9 protein-coding genes and 1 tRNA gene are annotated in these 15,069 nt (G+C 61.3%); 7 read left to right on the top strand and 3 right to left on the bottom strand.

Annotated features, from left to right (window positions below; genetic code table 11):
* Positions 1 to 58 precede the first annotated feature (58 nt).
* The 3 genes from CFB17_RS09870 (at position 59) to CFB17_RS09860 (ending at position 2,202) form a co-directional block, all read left to right on the top strand.
* A complete protein-coding gene (locus CFB17_RS09870) occupies positions 59 to 1,303 on the top strand; it encodes an NAD(P)/FAD-dependent oxidoreductase (RefSeq protein ID WP_088561381.1) in 1,245 nt (414 codons plus the stop codon).
* Positions 1,304 to 1,465: 162 nt separating this feature from the next.
* Positions 1,466 to 2,071, top strand: coding sequence for an SCO family protein (locus CFB17_RS09865; RefSeq protein ID WP_165769538.1), 606 nt, complete (start codon positions 1,466 to 1,468; stop codon positions 2,069 to 2,071).
* Positions 2,072 to 2,125: 54 nt separating this feature from the next.
* Positions 2,126 to 2,202: transfer RNA gene (locus CFB17_RS09860), tRNA-Arg, on the top strand.
* Positions 2,203 to 3,040: 838 nt separating this feature from the next.
* Here the strand turns inward: CFB17_RS09860 and CFB17_RS19175 are convergent.
* Positions 3,041 to 3,355 carry a hypothetical protein gene (locus tag CFB17_RS19175; RefSeq protein WP_165769537.1) on the bottom strand — a complete coding sequence of 105 codons (315 nt, stop codon included), beginning with the start codon at positions 3,353 to 3,355 and terminating at the stop codon, positions 3,041 to 3,043.
* A gap of 273 nt (positions 3,356 to 3,628) precedes the next feature.
* Here CFB17_RS19175 and CFB17_RS09840 point away from each other — a divergent pair, with 273 nt between their 5' ends.
* From CFB17_RS09840 to CFB17_RS09815, 4 genes are all read left to right on the top strand, one after another.
* Entirely contained in the window at positions 3,629 to 4,768 is a 1,140-nt protein-coding gene (locus CFB17_RS09840) for a glutathione-independent formaldehyde dehydrogenase (protein ID WP_088561376.1), read from the top strand.
* A gap of 644 nt (positions 4,769 to 5,412) precedes the next feature.
* On the top strand, positions 5,413 to 7,218 hold the full coding sequence (gene atzF, locus CFB17_RS09835) for an allophanate hydrolase (RefSeq protein WP_088561375.1): 1,806 nt from the start codon (positions 5,413 to 5,415) through the stop codon (positions 7,216 to 7,218).
* Between the two features lie 894 nt (positions 7,219 to 8,112).
* Positions 8,113 to 8,676 carry a hypothetical protein gene (locus CFB17_RS09825; protein WP_088561373.1) on the top strand — a complete coding sequence of 188 codons (564 nt, stop codon included), beginning with the start codon at positions 8,113 to 8,115 and terminating at the stop codon, positions 8,674 to 8,676.
* Between the two features lie 2,177 nt (positions 8,677 to 10,853).
* Complete coding sequence (locus CFB17_RS09815; protein WP_088561371.1) at positions 10,854 to 11,147, top strand: PsiF family protein; 294 nt, start codon at positions 10,854 to 10,856, stop codon at positions 11,145 to 11,147.
* A 98-nt stretch (positions 11,148 to 11,245) separates the two neighbouring features.
* On the opposite strand, the gene CFB17_RS09810 is transcribed toward CFB17_RS09815, so the two are convergent.
* Together CFB17_RS09810 and CFB17_RS09805 are read right to left on the bottom strand one after the other, a co-directional pair.
* Positions 11,246 to 12,427 (bottom strand): hypothetical protein, encoded by a 1,182-nt coding sequence (locus CFB17_RS09810; RefSeq protein WP_088561370.1) that lies wholly within the window; start codon positions 12,425 to 12,427, stop codon positions 11,246 to 11,248.
* A gap of 80 nt (positions 12,428 to 12,507) precedes the next feature.
* Entirely contained in the window at positions 12,508 to 15,069 is a 2,562-nt protein-coding gene (locus tag CFB17_RS09805) for a hypothetical protein (RefSeq protein ID WP_088561369.1), read from the bottom strand.

Genomic DNA, 15,069 nt, shown 5'->3' with positions numbered 1-15,069 from the left:
TCACTCTAGCGTTCGACGAAGAAGCGACAAGCGGGCCGAATCGGCCGGGGAATAAGACATGGGTAGGATCGCTGTCGTGGGCGCGGGCATCGTTGGCTGCTCCTGCGCGCTTTTTTTGCAGCGCGACGGCCACGACGTCGTGCTGGTCGATCCGCGCGAGCCTGGCGCCGGCACGTCGAAGGGCAATGCGGGAATCATCAGCTGTAGCGCGATCACACCGCTAGCGACGATCGAAACGTTGCGGGGCGTCCCGGCAATGCTGCGTGATCCGATGGGCGCTCTAAGCATTCGCTGGCGTCATCTGCCGGAACTTCTGCCCTGGTTGGTCCGCTTCTGCATTGCCAGCCGTAGCCGCACGGTAGAGAGTTCCACTGTGGCGCTGGCTGCCCTGTTGCAACACGCGAACCAGGCGCACGATATCGTCATCCAGCAAGCCGGGCTCGGCGATCTTGTCCGCGGCGGCGGCTGGCTGAAGGTCGCCTATGACCGAAAGCGGCTCGATCGCTACATGGCGTCAATTCGACGTTATTATGACCGGTTTGGCGTCGTCTACCATATGCTTGACCGCGAGGGATGCCTTGATCTGGAGCCTGCGCTCAATCCCGAGATCGCGGCAGGCGTGTTGATCGCCGATTGCCGGGCGGTGCGGCATCCCCAGGACTACACGGGAGGTATCGCGCGCGCGGTCATGGAACGGGGGGCGGAGCATGTGCGTCAGACCGTACGGGACATCGAGCGAGCGGATGGCGTCGTTAAGACCGTGATCACCGACGCCGGTAAGCTCGCCGTCGATGGGGTGGTGTTAGCGGCGGGCGCGTTCAGCGGTGCGCTGGCGAGGATGAGCGGTGCGCCGGTCCCGCTCATCGCCGAGCGCGGCTATCATCTCATGCTGCCGCATCCGGCCGTCACCCTGAACAATCCAGTCTACACCGTCGAGGGATCCTTCGTGGTCGCTCCGATGACGCATGGGCTTCGCCTCACAGGCGGCGTCGAGCTCGCCAGTAACGCGGCGCCCCCCGACTATGCCCGCATCCGTCGGCTGATCGAGCCCGCCCGCCGTCTCGTCCCGGGTCTGACAGCGACCGTTGACGACGCATGGCAGGGCCACCGGCCGTCATTGCCCGACAGCCTGCCGGTGGTCGACCGGGCACCGGCGCTACGCAATTTCTGGTACGCATTCGGCCACCAGCATATCGGCCTGACACTCGGTCCCTTAACGGGCCGCCTCGTGGCCGATCTTGTTGCTGGTCGTCAGCCTCTGGTCGATCTGGCGCCATTTCGCGCGCGACGCGCCTTCTGCTAAATGACCTCGTCATCGAGCGACATCACGTCACAGTCGCTCGGCCGCTGCCTGTCCTAGATTTCGCCATTGTTGCGATTGGCGCGGTTGACGATATGGAAAGGCTGTTGCGGGCAAGGTCTTTGACGTAATGCCGGCGGTGGCGGGATGAGATGGAGCGGGTCCATGCGATCAAGGCTGTTCCTCGCAGGGCTGATCTCTCTGGCGGTCGTAAGCGCAGCCTTGGCGACGGTCATCGTCCAGCGAGCGGATAAGCAGGCCAACGTGGTCACTGGTCAGGCGTTGATCGGCGGCCCGTTCACGCTCACGGCCGATGATGGACGACGCGTGACGGAACGCGACTTCGCCGATCGCTACAAGCTCGTCTATTTCGGCTACACCTATTGTCCGGATATCTGCCCGCTTGGCCTGCAAACGATCAGCCAGGCATTGGATGATCTGCCGCCTGCGGAAGCAGCGAACATCGTTCCCCTTTTCATCACCGTCGACCCCGGCCGTGACACGCCCAGCGTGATGCGTGACTATGTCCGTGCCTTCCATCCATCGCTAATTGGCCTCACCGGCTCGCAGCAAGACATCGATGCGGTGACCCGTGCCTATCGCGTCTACGTCCACAAGGGTACGCCGGACAAAGATGGCAATTATAGCGTCGATCACTCGGGATTCACTTATCTGATGAGCCCGAGCGGCGAGTACCTTGCCCATTTCGGTCACGACGTGAGCGCCGAGCAGATGGCGCGCAGCCTGCAGCAACTCATCCCCTCCTCATGAGCGCCGAGGGACTTGCGCGCCGCATCTGATCCCGTTATGTGACGGGCCTCGCAAGCGCCCGTAGCTCAATTGGATAGAGCACCTGACTACGGATCAGGAGGTTTGGGGTTCGAATCCCTACGGGCGCACCATTTCCTGATTTTGCTTTGGAATTTCAGACGCCTTCGGTCGGTTTCCGGCGTTGGTGTCTTGATGACGACCGCCTGGACGAGGGCGAGCTTGCTTCGAAGATATGTATTGATGAGGCGCTGGCCTCGACGACAGCGTGACCGGCCATGCCGGCGATCTCTGCAGGGTGCATCCGGTTTCGACCATGCGAACGAACGCCGTTCGGCGTGGGTCTGAAATCTCAGGCCTGCTATCCTCACATCAACCATCAGATCCTTGAACTTGTCGCGCCACGCCATGTGGAGCAGGTCGTTCTCGCGCTGAGCGGTGTAACTTGCTGGGAGGCGGGCCAGTCGCAGCGCTGGGCGAATCGCCTCATTCGCTTTCGCGAGCAGTCTAGCCCCGTCCCCTCGACTCCACATGGTTTCTCAAAGGCGCAACTCGAGTTGCCGAAAGGCAGCGGCGGATTGTCTGATCAACAGCCCTTTCGGATGTCGAAGTTGAGCAGGATGCAGAGGACGTGCAAGTGGGCGTTTGCCGCCCATGCCTTGGCGCGCATCGACCGTTTGATAGAGTGGGTGGCCGGAGGGGTGATCCCGACCAGCCGATCCGTCCCGGGCAACCCTTCAGGTTTCAGGCGATGACAGCCATATTTCTGGCTGTTTTCGGAGACAGGTCGAGAAAATCATTATGTGCGCGGTATGCGCCTACGGGGAAGCGCATGGTCCTCGGCTGCGGCGCGCGGTGCAGTCTGCGGGCCGTGTCGACCCGGTATCGGTCGGTTTCTTTGTCGAATGCCTGAGCCTTGTGGATGGTGATGGCCGGATCATCACTTGCCTGCACCGTGCCGATAAACCTTGATCAGGCCTTGGTGTTGGGCGTCTCGTTCCTGCTGCACCGAAATGCCCAGCACCCGATCCAGTTCGGTTGCCAGAAATCAGGTCTGGCCCGCATGTGCGAGCGAATCGCTGAATTCATGGGAGCCTCGTCGAGTCGGCGCGAGGCGCTGGCCCGCGCGCGATGGTCAGATAACCAGCTTCGCGTCGCCGTGGAAGCAACTGCCTTCGGGTCGCGGCGCTGGCGTAGCCGGTTCAGCGCCATATCGGGGCGACGCTTGATAGCTAGGATCTCGCGCTGCTGCCGCTCGAGGCAGCGCAGAAGCATTTCACGCTCCACCTCTGATCCAGTGCACCCGATCGGGTAGCAAACGGGCCTTGGTGTCAGCGACGGCGGGGATGCATGGGGAGGCTTAAGCCGCCATGCCTTTCTCACGAGAACGCGATTCGCAATCCGATTCCCCTAGGATAGGTCGAATGGGAAGACAGGTGGCCGCCTGCCGCCTTTCCCGGCCGGAAGCGCTGGCCGCAATCAACCGCCAGACTGCCGGCGTTTCGACAGGCTTGTGGAGGCGCCTCGCCATCCGAGTTGCCGCTCGAAAGGAGCAGCCAATTGAAAGCCGTCGTCTATAATGGACCGCGTGACGTCAGCGTCTCGAACGTACCGGACGCACGCATCGAAAAGCCGACCGACGTTCTGGTGCGTCTGACCAGCACCAATATCTGCGGTTCGGATCTTCACATGTATGAGGGCCGCACATCTTTTGAGAAGGGACGCATCTTCGGCCATGAAAACATGGGCGAGGTCGTCGAGGTCGGCAGTGCGGTGGATCGGGTTAAGAAAGGTGATCGCGTCGTCCTGCCCTTCAATGTCGGTTGTGGGTTTTGCGAGAATTGCGAGCGCGGGTTCACTGGCTTTTGCCTGACCACAAATCCGGGCACTGCCGGTGCCGCCTACGGCTTCGCCGAAATGGGTCCCTATGAGGGCGGCCAGGCGGAGGCATTGCGCGTGCCGTATGGCGACTTCAACTGCCTCGTCCTTCCGCCGGACGCGCAGGCGAAGGAGGACGACTATGTGATGCTGTCGGACATCTTCCCGACCGGCTGGCATGCCACGGAGCTCGCTGGCCTGCGGCCGGGTGAGAGCGTTGCGGTCTACGGTGCCGGACCAGTTGGGCTGATGGCCGCGCACTCGGCCATGATCAAGGGCGCGTCGGACGTATTCGTCGTGGATGCGCATGACGATCGTTTGAGATTGGCGGCCTCGCTGGGTGCCGTTCCGATCGATACACGGCGTTGCGATCCGGTGGAGGAGATCCTCAACCGGACGGATGGTCGTGGAACCGACCGTGGCTGCGAATGTGTCGGCTACCAATGCTGCGATCGCCACGGGAAGGAAGCCAATCACGTCACAATGAACTGGGCTGTAGCCTCCACGCGTGCCACTGGCGGGATCGGCGTCGTCGGCGTTTTCGTGCCGCAGGATCCGGGCGCACCGGACATACTGGCCAAGGAGGGCAAGATGGCCTTTGATTTTGGCGCCTTCTGGTTCAAGGGTCAGCAAATCCGCACCGGCCAGGCTAACGTCAAGGCTTACAACCGCCAGCTCGCCCGACTGATCCACACCGGGCGTGCGACGCCATCCAAGATTATTTCCCACCGTTTGAAGCTGGATGAGGCGCCGTCAGCGTACGAGCATTTCGACAACCGTGATGAAGGCTGGACCAAAGTAGTGCTGAAGCCGGCTGCCTGAGGTCGACCGATGACGCCAGATCGCAGCAACATTTCTCGCTTGAGGATCATTTCGGGGATGGGTGTGTTCATGCGCCCCTTTGGGACGCTCCTTTCTCCGCCTACCGGATCTTCGGGTTTCGTGTGACGGAGGATGCGAAGGTCGAAGAGTGATCACCACCTTCGATATGGACGGCCACGTCGCGCATTGGGCCATCATGCGGGCCAGCAGCGCGGTCGGAAACGGTATTGGTCGAAAAGAGCCTTGTATAATCAGGGATCAAAAGCGTTGGGAGTCGCATCCCTGCGGGCGCACCATGTTCCATCCTTCCCGCGAATAACAAGCGCCACCCGCCCTTGCGGCGACAGCGTCGTCTCGCCCGCTTGCGTCCCACCGCCGGTACCTGTCCATCGATCGCAATTTCGATCGCGGCTCTCCCTCGTCGTTCGGATGCTACGTCGAGAGGAATAGCGTCGAGTAAGGTCGACGCGACGCAGCATGGCGCCATGGCGGGCGGCTCGCCTTCGATCCCCATTCCGCCGGTTGCAACCGCGCTTGCCGCCCAGGACCTCATGGCCGCTGCATCCCGCGACGGTAGATCATCCGCTCGATTGCGGGCGGTGTGTCGCGGTGCAATCTTGCGACCGACACAGCTTGGGAAAAAGATGATGGTGCGCGCGTTTCCGACGATCGGAGCACTCCACGAGGCTTACGCCCGGGATAGCGATCCTACGCTCGTGATCGCCGAGCTCTATCGTCGAATGGCCGTCCTCGACGATCCGGGGATCTTTATTACTCTGCGATCCGAGGCCGAAATATTGTCGGAGATCAAGGCCCTTGGGCCTTTCGATCCCAAGAGCCGACCGCTCTGGGGTGTACCATTCGCTGTCAAGGACAACATCGACGTTGTCGGCCTGCCGACAACGGCAGGCTGCCCGGACTTTGCGTATAAGGCCGCGGTCGACGCGTTCGCAGTGCAACGGCTGCGAGCCGCCGGCGCCATTCCCATCGGCAAGACCAATCTCGACCAGTTCGCCACGGGCCTGGTGGGCGTGCGCACGCCCTATCCGGTTCCGCGCAACGCCATTGATGCAGCCTATGTACCCGGCGGCTCCAGCTCCGGTTCGGCCGTGGCTGTGGCACGTGGCCTCGTGACCTTTGCGCTTGGCACGGATACCGCCGGTTCGGGTCGCGTGCCGGCTGGACTCAATAACATTGTCGGTCTCAAGCCTTCATTGGGCAGTGTTTCGACCCGTGGCGTGGTCCCGGCCTGCCGCACGCTCGATACGATCTCCGTCTTTGCCAGCACGGTCGGCGACGCCGACACGGTCTTTCGCGTCATGCAAGGCTACGATCCCATGGACGGCTTTTGCCGCGACTTGCCTGTCGGGGGTATGCCATCGCGTCTGCCACCGCGCCTCCGGGTCGGCGTGCCTGACGCCAGCAGTCGCGTCTTTGGCGGCGACGCGCTGGCCGAAGCCGCCTTCGACGCGGCAATGGGCGATCTCCAGGCCTTGAGCGAGGTCGAGATCGTGCCGGTCGACATGCAGCCACTCTTCGACGTGGCCGCTTTGCTCTATGCTGGCCCCTGGGTGGCCGAGCGCTATCAGGCCATCCGAGACGTCATGGAGACGCGACCGGACATTCTTCATCCGACGACGAGGCGGATCATCGAAGGCGCCAAGGCTTATAGCGCCGCCGATGCCTTTGCCGGCCAGTACAAATTGGCAGCGCTGCGGCGGGCAGCCCAGTCGATCCTGGCGCGGATCGATCTGCTGGTGGTGCCGACCTATCCTCGGCCCCGCAAGCTGGAGGAGCTTGAAGTAGATCCGATCGGTCCCAATAGCGAGCTGGGGACTTATACGAACTTCGTCAATCTGCTGGACCTCGCGGCGCTGGCGGTGCCGTCACGCTTTCGCGCTGACGGTTTTCCCTCGGGTGTCACCTTGATCGCCGGGCGCGGCCAGGATGGTCTGCTGGCATCCTTGGGCATGCGTCTGCATGCTGCCGCCGGCGTCATGCTTGGGGCGAGTACCACGCCGGTGCCGGAAGCACCGGTCGGGCAGGCGACAGCCGTTGGCGACGAGATAGAGGTCGTGGTCGTCGGCGCGCATCTCTCGGGCATGCCGCTCAATGGCGAACTCGTCCGGCGCGGTGCGCGCTTCCTCCGTGCGACGAAAACAAAGCCGTATTATCGTCTGCTGGCGCTGCCGGGCGGCCCGCCCGCCCGCCCCGGACTCGTCCGGGTGGCCGACCGTAGGGGCGCGGCCATCGAGGTTGAGGTCTGGGCACTGCCGGCCGCCGGGTTTGGCGCCTTCGTTGCCGATATTCCGGCACCCTTAGGCATCGGTACGACGTACCTCGACGACGGCAGTACCCCGAAGGGGTTCATCCTGGAGCCGGCGGGCCAGGACGGTGCCCTGGATATTTCTTCCTATGGCGGCTGGCGCGCTTACATTGCCGCCCTTTGATAAGACGGTCGCGTTCAGGTTTGCATGCCCGATCAGCTTGAGCTGGGCAGCCTTGCACCTCATTGCATAGGGCCAATGAATTGCATTTTAGTAAATTCACGGTTTCTTGATGTGCGTCCGCTTAATCAACCCTGCTATCCCTGGTTGATCATCACTACGGCGCGCGGTCATGACAAAGTCGATAAGGCTCAGTTCAAACGTTGAAGCACAGATTTCGGCGGGCCGGGTCCGATTGGTGATACGGGCTGCGGGGACAGCTGCCGTGGTCCGTAATGGGTGTGTTATCGCCGCGCCTGTCACGGACAACGGTGCCGCAATGCCGATTCTAGCCAGTATACCGGCTGACCAGGCAGCCGAATCCAGGACCCTCGAGCTCGCCGGCGGCTAGCGGCCCTAAAGGTATAGGGCCAAGAACGCGCCGCCAGCCTCTGAATCGATCTTCGCGGCTTGGCCAGTCGAGCTGTTGCAGGCTTGCCCGACGCCTGGTCTGCCGTTAGCGGCGATCAGCCTATAGCCATGACCAGGCCATAAGTCCGCAACTTAGTCCCAGAATCGGTCCCGTTAAGGGGAAGAGCCCGGCTAGCGGTGCGACAAGCAGCGCGACGTATAGTGGTGCGCCGATCCAAAAAGACAGGATCGAGAATGCGGCGATGACTTGAAGGAGATGCAGCGCCGCGAATGGCTGAGGCGCAAGATCGGTGAAGCGCATGAATGACACATCCATCTGTAGGGACATCATCATGATGCGGCCTCAAGATTAACGCCGCGTTAAGAACGGCCCTGCGAATGCGATCATTAAGGTTGATCTTTCTTGACATAAATTAACCTTTGTGGTTTTTGGACGCCTGATTCGGTCGGTCAGGTCGGCGTGTGCCAGGTGCGCAGGAGGATGGCGTGTTCAAGGCTCTGGCGGTGCTTGTACTGTCATTGCTGATGCTGAATGCGTCGGCGGCCGTGCCGATCGATCGTCCTTGTGGCGACTTGACGAAGCGGACAGTCGCAGTCGCCGCCATCCATGCCGATCGGCTCCCGGCCGTTGGGATGCCCGAGGCCGTAGGCGAACCGAGCCTGCTCGATTGCTCGGAGGCGGGCGCGCCGCGGTGCCTGGCTCCGACTGGCGGCGGCAACGCTCTGGTTTCGAGGAGCCGGCCGGCGGAGGAGAGTCCAAATCGAGTTTGGTATGCTCTCCTGAGTTTCGATGATGGCCCGGGCGCCGCCGCCTATTCCGCTGTGACGCCGCTGCTGGCCTGGGGACGGATCGTCAGTGCTACCATGGCGCAGGTGCTGACGGCACGCGCTATTCCCATCATGAGGCCGACAGGCGCGTTGCCTTCAGGCCGCCTGGAGTATCGTCGTTCGCGGCAAGTCGAGCGTTATTGCCTGGCAAGCGCGCTCTTGCCCGTTAGCCTGTCGCTGCTACTGGCCGGGCTGGCTGCGATTCGCAGCCGTCGCCGGTGAGACGATATTGCTCGACTCTGGCTCGACGCATCGAAGCGCAGCGGGCTCCCCTTATAACATTGTAGAAGCTGACGACTGCTCATTGTCGATTTACGTGCGCAGCTACCTGACGAGAGATGCGGCGATCCTCGTACGGCCCATGTAATCGACCGGCCCACGGTGGATTCCTTAATCATACGAGCGAAGGCATCGGCATAGACGAAACGGGATTTCAGTCTTGCCTGCAGCCGGCTCAAGAGGGAAGGTATGCACATCGTCGTCACCTCGTGAGCCATAAAAGGACTGGCCGACCCCTAGGCCTGTGGTTCGTGACCCGGGAACGGCTGGAACAGCGTGCCGGTTTCCTGCACCATCGAGTTTGAGAGAGAGCCGCCATTCTGGCGCGGGCCCTTGCAACTTGGTCGGAAGCATTTCACCCATTTAGAATGGTGATGACGGCTTTGGCCTTCCGGCTTCGCAGCCCTTAGAGGCATATTGTTAGAGGCCCAGCGGTGGGGTCGGCCAAAGGTGCCCTGCTCTTCATCCGATAAGGTCGGCCGGCCAATGCCGTCGGTGAGGGAATGACCACCGGGGAGTAGCGACGCAGACGGCGCTAGATCCGGGGGGCTCGTGCGTCCGCTGACCCGACGAGGGTCATTTTAACGATCAACCAGAACCTCCTGACCAGATTTGCTCAACGGGCGACCTTGATGGGCCCGGATCTTACCGGTCGTGCTTACCGTAGAGGTCAAGGCAAGGGGTGAGATCGCCGCTTTTGACGCCGCGCCTGCCCGAGTCGGCCTGGTTGAAAGTTTGCATTTCGAGAGGTCTGGCAATCAAAGGTTCCGTGCCCTCAAAAAGATAAATTTATCTCTCAAATTCCTATTGCATTTTATCGAAATGAAGATCATTACGCCGCTACCAAAGGTTGAGGGTTGGCGCGATGAAGACCATTCGTTTAGATGATACAGCTATTGCCATTGTCCGTCCTGGCCGGGTCGACCTTCGACGTTGCGTTTGCGTCGCTGCTCAGCCGGCGGTTGTCCGTGGCAAGGCCCATAACATTGATGCCCTGTCGCGTGTGACGGCGAACGCTCCCCAGCAATCGTCGCAGAGCAAGGCCGCCTGAAGCGGTCATAGCCTGCGCCCGATTCCATTGGGTGCCGTGCTCAAGCTGGCATCAGCGAGAACCGCTGGAAAAGTAGGCCACACCTCCGTGGCGGTCGCAAGCCGCCTCAGCAGGCCGTAGCGGTCGATGCGTTTTGGTTGAGTTCTCAAGGACTGCTGCTTGTTGCAAATCTGCCTTGCGGCACAGCGGCCTTCTCTGGATTCACGGTCATTTCACGTGATCTGCACGGTTTCTTGTCGATAAATCACGCATCTTTAAGTTGATTTAGCGGGGGTCGGATGCATACGTTTAGAGTGAGCAGGGATGCCATCGCCGTGATTCGTCCGGGGAGGGTGGATATAATTCGCTGCTTGGAGCGACCCGTGAAGAACGTCGCGATTGAAGCGGTGTCGCCCTCCTTGCCCGATTCGCCGATAGAGGTGCCGTTGGTTGAGGCCAACTCATCTAAGCCGGTCGCTGCGGTCGACGTAGAGCAATCTGCCGCGTAAGGCCTGTCGATGACGGCTTCGGTGTGCCGCCGGGACGTGTCTCAAGAGGCGCTGTAATGCGGCTCCGGCAAGGCCTACGCCCGTGTACGCAAAGCCAGGACCGTTGGTGCGCCGCGGAGGTGTGATGCGCGCCAGCCCGCCGGAGCGTTCCGAGCGCCTGGAGGGTGGCCCCCCTCGCGAAAGCGAGGCGCCGCTCGGCGTGGCTGCTTGCAGGCCGGGCATATCGAACGCTGCTTATCAAGCGGGCTGAGGATCACTGCCGTCGAATGCACATGGCGGCGGGCGGAACGCGACAACACCAATGCTGGGGATGCCCGCTGGGCTTGATTCTTATAGGTGAATCAGCAGCTTGCATGTGTATTGGTGGACCCCCCGGGAAACGCCTATGGGGCCTTCTATCCAAGCAAAATCAATGACTTAAGTGCGCTGAGGTCGGTGCTGTGTGTACCTGTTCCGTGTACCTGAGGCAAGGCTGATCTCGACAGCTTCGACCGGCGTTTTAGCTTTCCACGAGGCCTCATCGCTGCGATGGTCGGCCGCAAGCTTCAGCTCGCGTTGGGGCATCAACTAGGAGGTGGATCATGCGTGCAGCTTTGTTGTCTTCGGCTATCGCGCTGGCTGCGGTGCTTTACTCTGGACTGCCCGATGTGGCCCATGCGGCCAACTCGCAGCAGAACAAGATGACGACCTGCAATGCAGATGCGAAGACGAAGGGTCTATCCGGGGATGCACGCAAGAGCTTCATGAGCACCTGCCTGTCCTCAAAGGCGACCGCTACGACGACGGATGGCAGCGCTAAGTGTGCCGCTGATGCTGACACCAAGAAGCTTCACGGTGCTGCCCGCACGTCGTTCATTAAGAAGTGTGCTAGCTAGGCCAGCTTACCGTTTCCCGCTGATCGCCTGAAGAATGGCGGCCTCTGTCGGCTGACCAAAAGCAACACCTTGTGCAGGACCTCGCTGCTGGGACTTCCTCAAGCCGCTATCGGGCATTGGTCGCTTTCCTTCTCAAGGGCATGCCACGAGCACACAATTAGATTGTTAGGCCGAAAGCCGTCAGTCGGGTCCATTAGGGCGACCGTAGGCGTTCCTCTGGGTGGCTCAGTGGGCGGCTTGGGAGCCGTGATGAGCTGAAAAGTACCACGCGGCCCGAAGAAATAACTGCCACCTAGATCGGCTGTCTCGGGATCGGCCACCCTGAGCCAGTGCTTATGGCCCTCGGGGTGATGACCGTGAGGCGGTCGCCCAGCAGCACACCATGTACCCTCAAGGTTCAGCTCTTCGCCCGTATAGGGGCACGCTGACGGCAGATTGGCAGCCAGTTCCTCCACCATCCTCCAGCGGGGCACGCCGGTATCCCGAGGCCACCCGGCTAGATGGCAATCGAAGGAGAGCACCCTGAGGCAGTGGTCTAGGCCGATCCATGCGGGACCCTGCATCGCCATCTGGGTGGCGTCTAGGTGGGTCTCAGGGGTGCTCGGGGTTGGCCTATTATACCAGCGGTAGTCTGGCGGGAGGGGGATGTTGTAGAGCCGATCAGTCCCGATTGCTCGCTCACGCTTGAGCCGCCGTAGCCTACCTTCGATCTCATCTAGAGCGGCGTAGAGATCAGCAGCGGTGCCTTCGTCCGCCTTGGAGGCCTCATAGGTCAGCCGCTCTTGCTCCCGCTCCAGCCGCTCGCTCTCCTCTAGATAGTCCGAACCCCCGCATGTCGGGCAATGCAGTGTGCCGCGCTTGGCGTTGGACAGCTGGATAGGCCGATCAGCGCCGCAGCCGGTGCAGGTGAGTAGGATATGGCGGGTTACCGTACTGCCCGTAGGGAGGAGTCCGAGTTCTTCTTTGAGGATGTAGGGGCTGTTCCCAATCGACTCTCCGGTTCGCCACTGCGGCTTGTATGGTCTGCCCATGTCTTCTTCTTCTTGGTGCTGGTTGCGCCTCTTGGTGCTGTGTTGGTTGCGACCGCGTCGGCACCCGCAGGAGGTGGTATTGCCGCTCTTCAGGTTGTTCACCTCGACCGTGACGGGCATTCCCGGCGAGCATGCACACGCCACAACAGCCTTACGCGGCTTGCTTCCCTCGGCCTCACTGAGGAACGTGAAGAGCGTACTGCCGATCTTGTCGCCCTCTGCCCAAGGCAAAGGCTGCTTGGTACGCATCGCTTAAATCTCCTTGGGTTTGATTGCGGCGTTGAAGAAGAGGAGGCAGCGGCGAGGCTGCTGCTCCCCTCCACCAAGCGTCAGTGCTGGCCCTTACTGCCCGGCGCAGTGTCCACACCGAGGCCCGTCAGCTTGCCGATAAGGTCCGTGATGGACTGCGGCGGGATACCCGGTGCTGGCTCAATGGGGACATACTGTCCGTTTGCGCCTGCCTCAGACGCCTCCGTCTGGGCTTGCAGGTTCTCATCAGCGACGCCTTTGACGAACCCGCTGACATTGACCGGACCCTGCCCAGAGGTAGCAGCCGAGGATGCCTGAGGTGCACTGCCGGTGGACAGGCGGTCCTTTGCGTTCCTCGCATTGTTTTCACGGCGGGCAGCTTCAGCAGCACGTGCGTCCTGTAGCTGGCCCAGCTTAAGGTCTTGGTAGGACTTCATGATGGCCTGCGGAGACACATAGGGGATGATGCTGCGACCGAGGCCGCCCCGCGCATCCACCATGGCAAAGCCGCCCCCGGTGTCGTTAAGGGGAACGAACTTCAGGTCCTTTGCCTCAAGCTCGTCTTCAGGATGATCCTTGATCCACTGTTGGGCGTACTGCTCGGCTGCGGGAGCAATACCGTCAGGGAGGCCGAGGGATGACGTAGCGTAGCCGTTGATGTTGACCGTGGTGTCCTGCACCCGCTTGGCAGCCTGAGCCACAGCTACGTCCTGAGGAAGGCCGTTGACCACGAGGCGCTGGGCAAGGTCCCTGATGCGGGCTTGGATGTCTCCGGGGTTGGATATAGCCAGACCTTGGCCGCCTCCAGATGGGCCGCTAAACCAGCCATCACGGAGTGAACTGGTAATGCCAGAAACGGCGTCCTCCAGCTTGGACGCGCGTATAGTTTTGTCCTCAACAGTGAGCTTGCTCTCATCAAAGCGGGACTTTGCGACCGTCCTTGCGGCGTCTTCGAAGGTCTGGCCGCCTTCCGTGGTCAGGAACCGGATACCTTCATAAGTGTCCCGCGTGTCCTGCGGTAGAAGGCGGGCAAGGTAGTTATCAGAACCACGGGTGCGGAGGGCATTGTACGTTGCATAGCCAGTCTGAAGGCTTTTCATATTGGTGGACTGAATGTTTCCCGTGGCCCCAGCCACAGAGAGTGCGGCGGGGGCACTCTTAGCGATAGACATCCAGCTTGCGCCGTCAGTTATCCCATTAGCCTCTGCCCAAAGGCTTTCTCGCTCAAACCGCTGAGATGGTGTCTCGCCGGGCCGATCAGGCTGATTGAAATAGCGCTGTGCTAGATCGTTCCTCTGCTGCTCTGCCGTATACGTGATCATCTCCGGCTCGGACTTGCCATAGGAGTACTTCGGCACCTGCACATCCGTCAGGGTGAGACCGGCCGGGATCATATCGGAACCACGGGGAGGCTCACTACCAGCCATATTGTGGGCAAGGATGGCGTTCTTGGCGTTGGCGTTCTGCTGATCAATGGCGAACCTAGCGGTGGCCTCCTCTTGCTGGGCACGAAGGGTTCGCTGCCGGTCCAACGCTTGGTCACTCAGGGCAACGCGTTCACTCGCTGAGAAGGTGCCGGGGGCCTTCCCCTCAACACTGGCGATGTAATCTGACGGGTCCTCTCCATTAGAGGCCATCTGGCGGGCCTGCACGCGGGCATTGATGAAGGCCTCGCTGTTGGTCTTTGACTGCTGAGCGAGGGCCTTCTCCCTGATCGCAGACACCTTGGGGGACAAGGAGAGTTTCCCCGAAAGGGAACCGCCGGCCTCATTGCGGTAATCTAGGATTGCCGAAGCCGTGGTGGCATCCCCACGGTCAGCATATTTGTCAGCGGTCGCCAGGAGGATGTTATCCCAGTCCTGAGGCGCGAAATTATAGACCTTCATCAGTCCGGCTCGGCTGCTATTGATGCCGGCCAAGGTCGTGTTGATGTCGGCCCCGCTAGCCTTGCCGTTGCTAAGCGTCTGTTCGATGGCTGCCCCAGCCGTGTCAATAGCCGCCGTCTTGAGCTTGCTGTTGCGCCCCTCTGCCGCTGCCGTTGTTAGCTGTGAGCCCACCTGATCGAGGAGCGGGAGATAGCCTGAGGTGAAATACTCGTTTCCCTCATATTGCCCCATGCGTTGCTGATACAGGGCGGACTTGGCGTGGTCTATGGCATCAGGGTCGGTGGGATCGATGGGGTCCCCGTTGTCGGTCTTCTGGCCGGCCATGCGGGACTGGAGGTCCAAGATGTCCGCCTGCGCCTGCTTGATGCCGATGCCTTTGTGGAGTGCTGCCTGAAAGTAAGGGTCGTCGTAGTTATCGATCCGCCCTTCGGCAACTTTGGCTTTGACCTCATCCAAGGTCAGCCCACCGAGCTTGCTCTCGTATGCCTGCTCCATTGCCTGCTTGCGGCTGTCCTCAAGGGTGCCGAAGAAGTTACCGAGGTCTGGAGCGAAGTCCTTGAGGGATCGCGCTAGCGCCATGGCCTGCTCGGTGTCCGAGCCGTTGGGCCTAGCTCCTGCCACCATGAAGTTTCCCGTGGTGGAAACATCGCGGCCTTGGCCTGCAAGTGAACGCAGGGGGTTGTCCCTAGAGGGGACAGGGCGCTGGCCGCCTGAACGGACCGAGCGCGAGAGGATGGTATCGTTTGTGTCGGCCAT

The organism is Arboricoccus pini, assembly GCF_900187945.1.
GTDB lineage: Bacteria > Pseudomonadota > Alphaproteobacteria > Geminicoccales > Geminicoccaceae > Arboricoccus > Arboricoccus pini.
The sequence above is the reverse complement of the archived record's forward strand: the minus strand, read 5'-3'. Positions and strand labels throughout refer to the sequence as shown.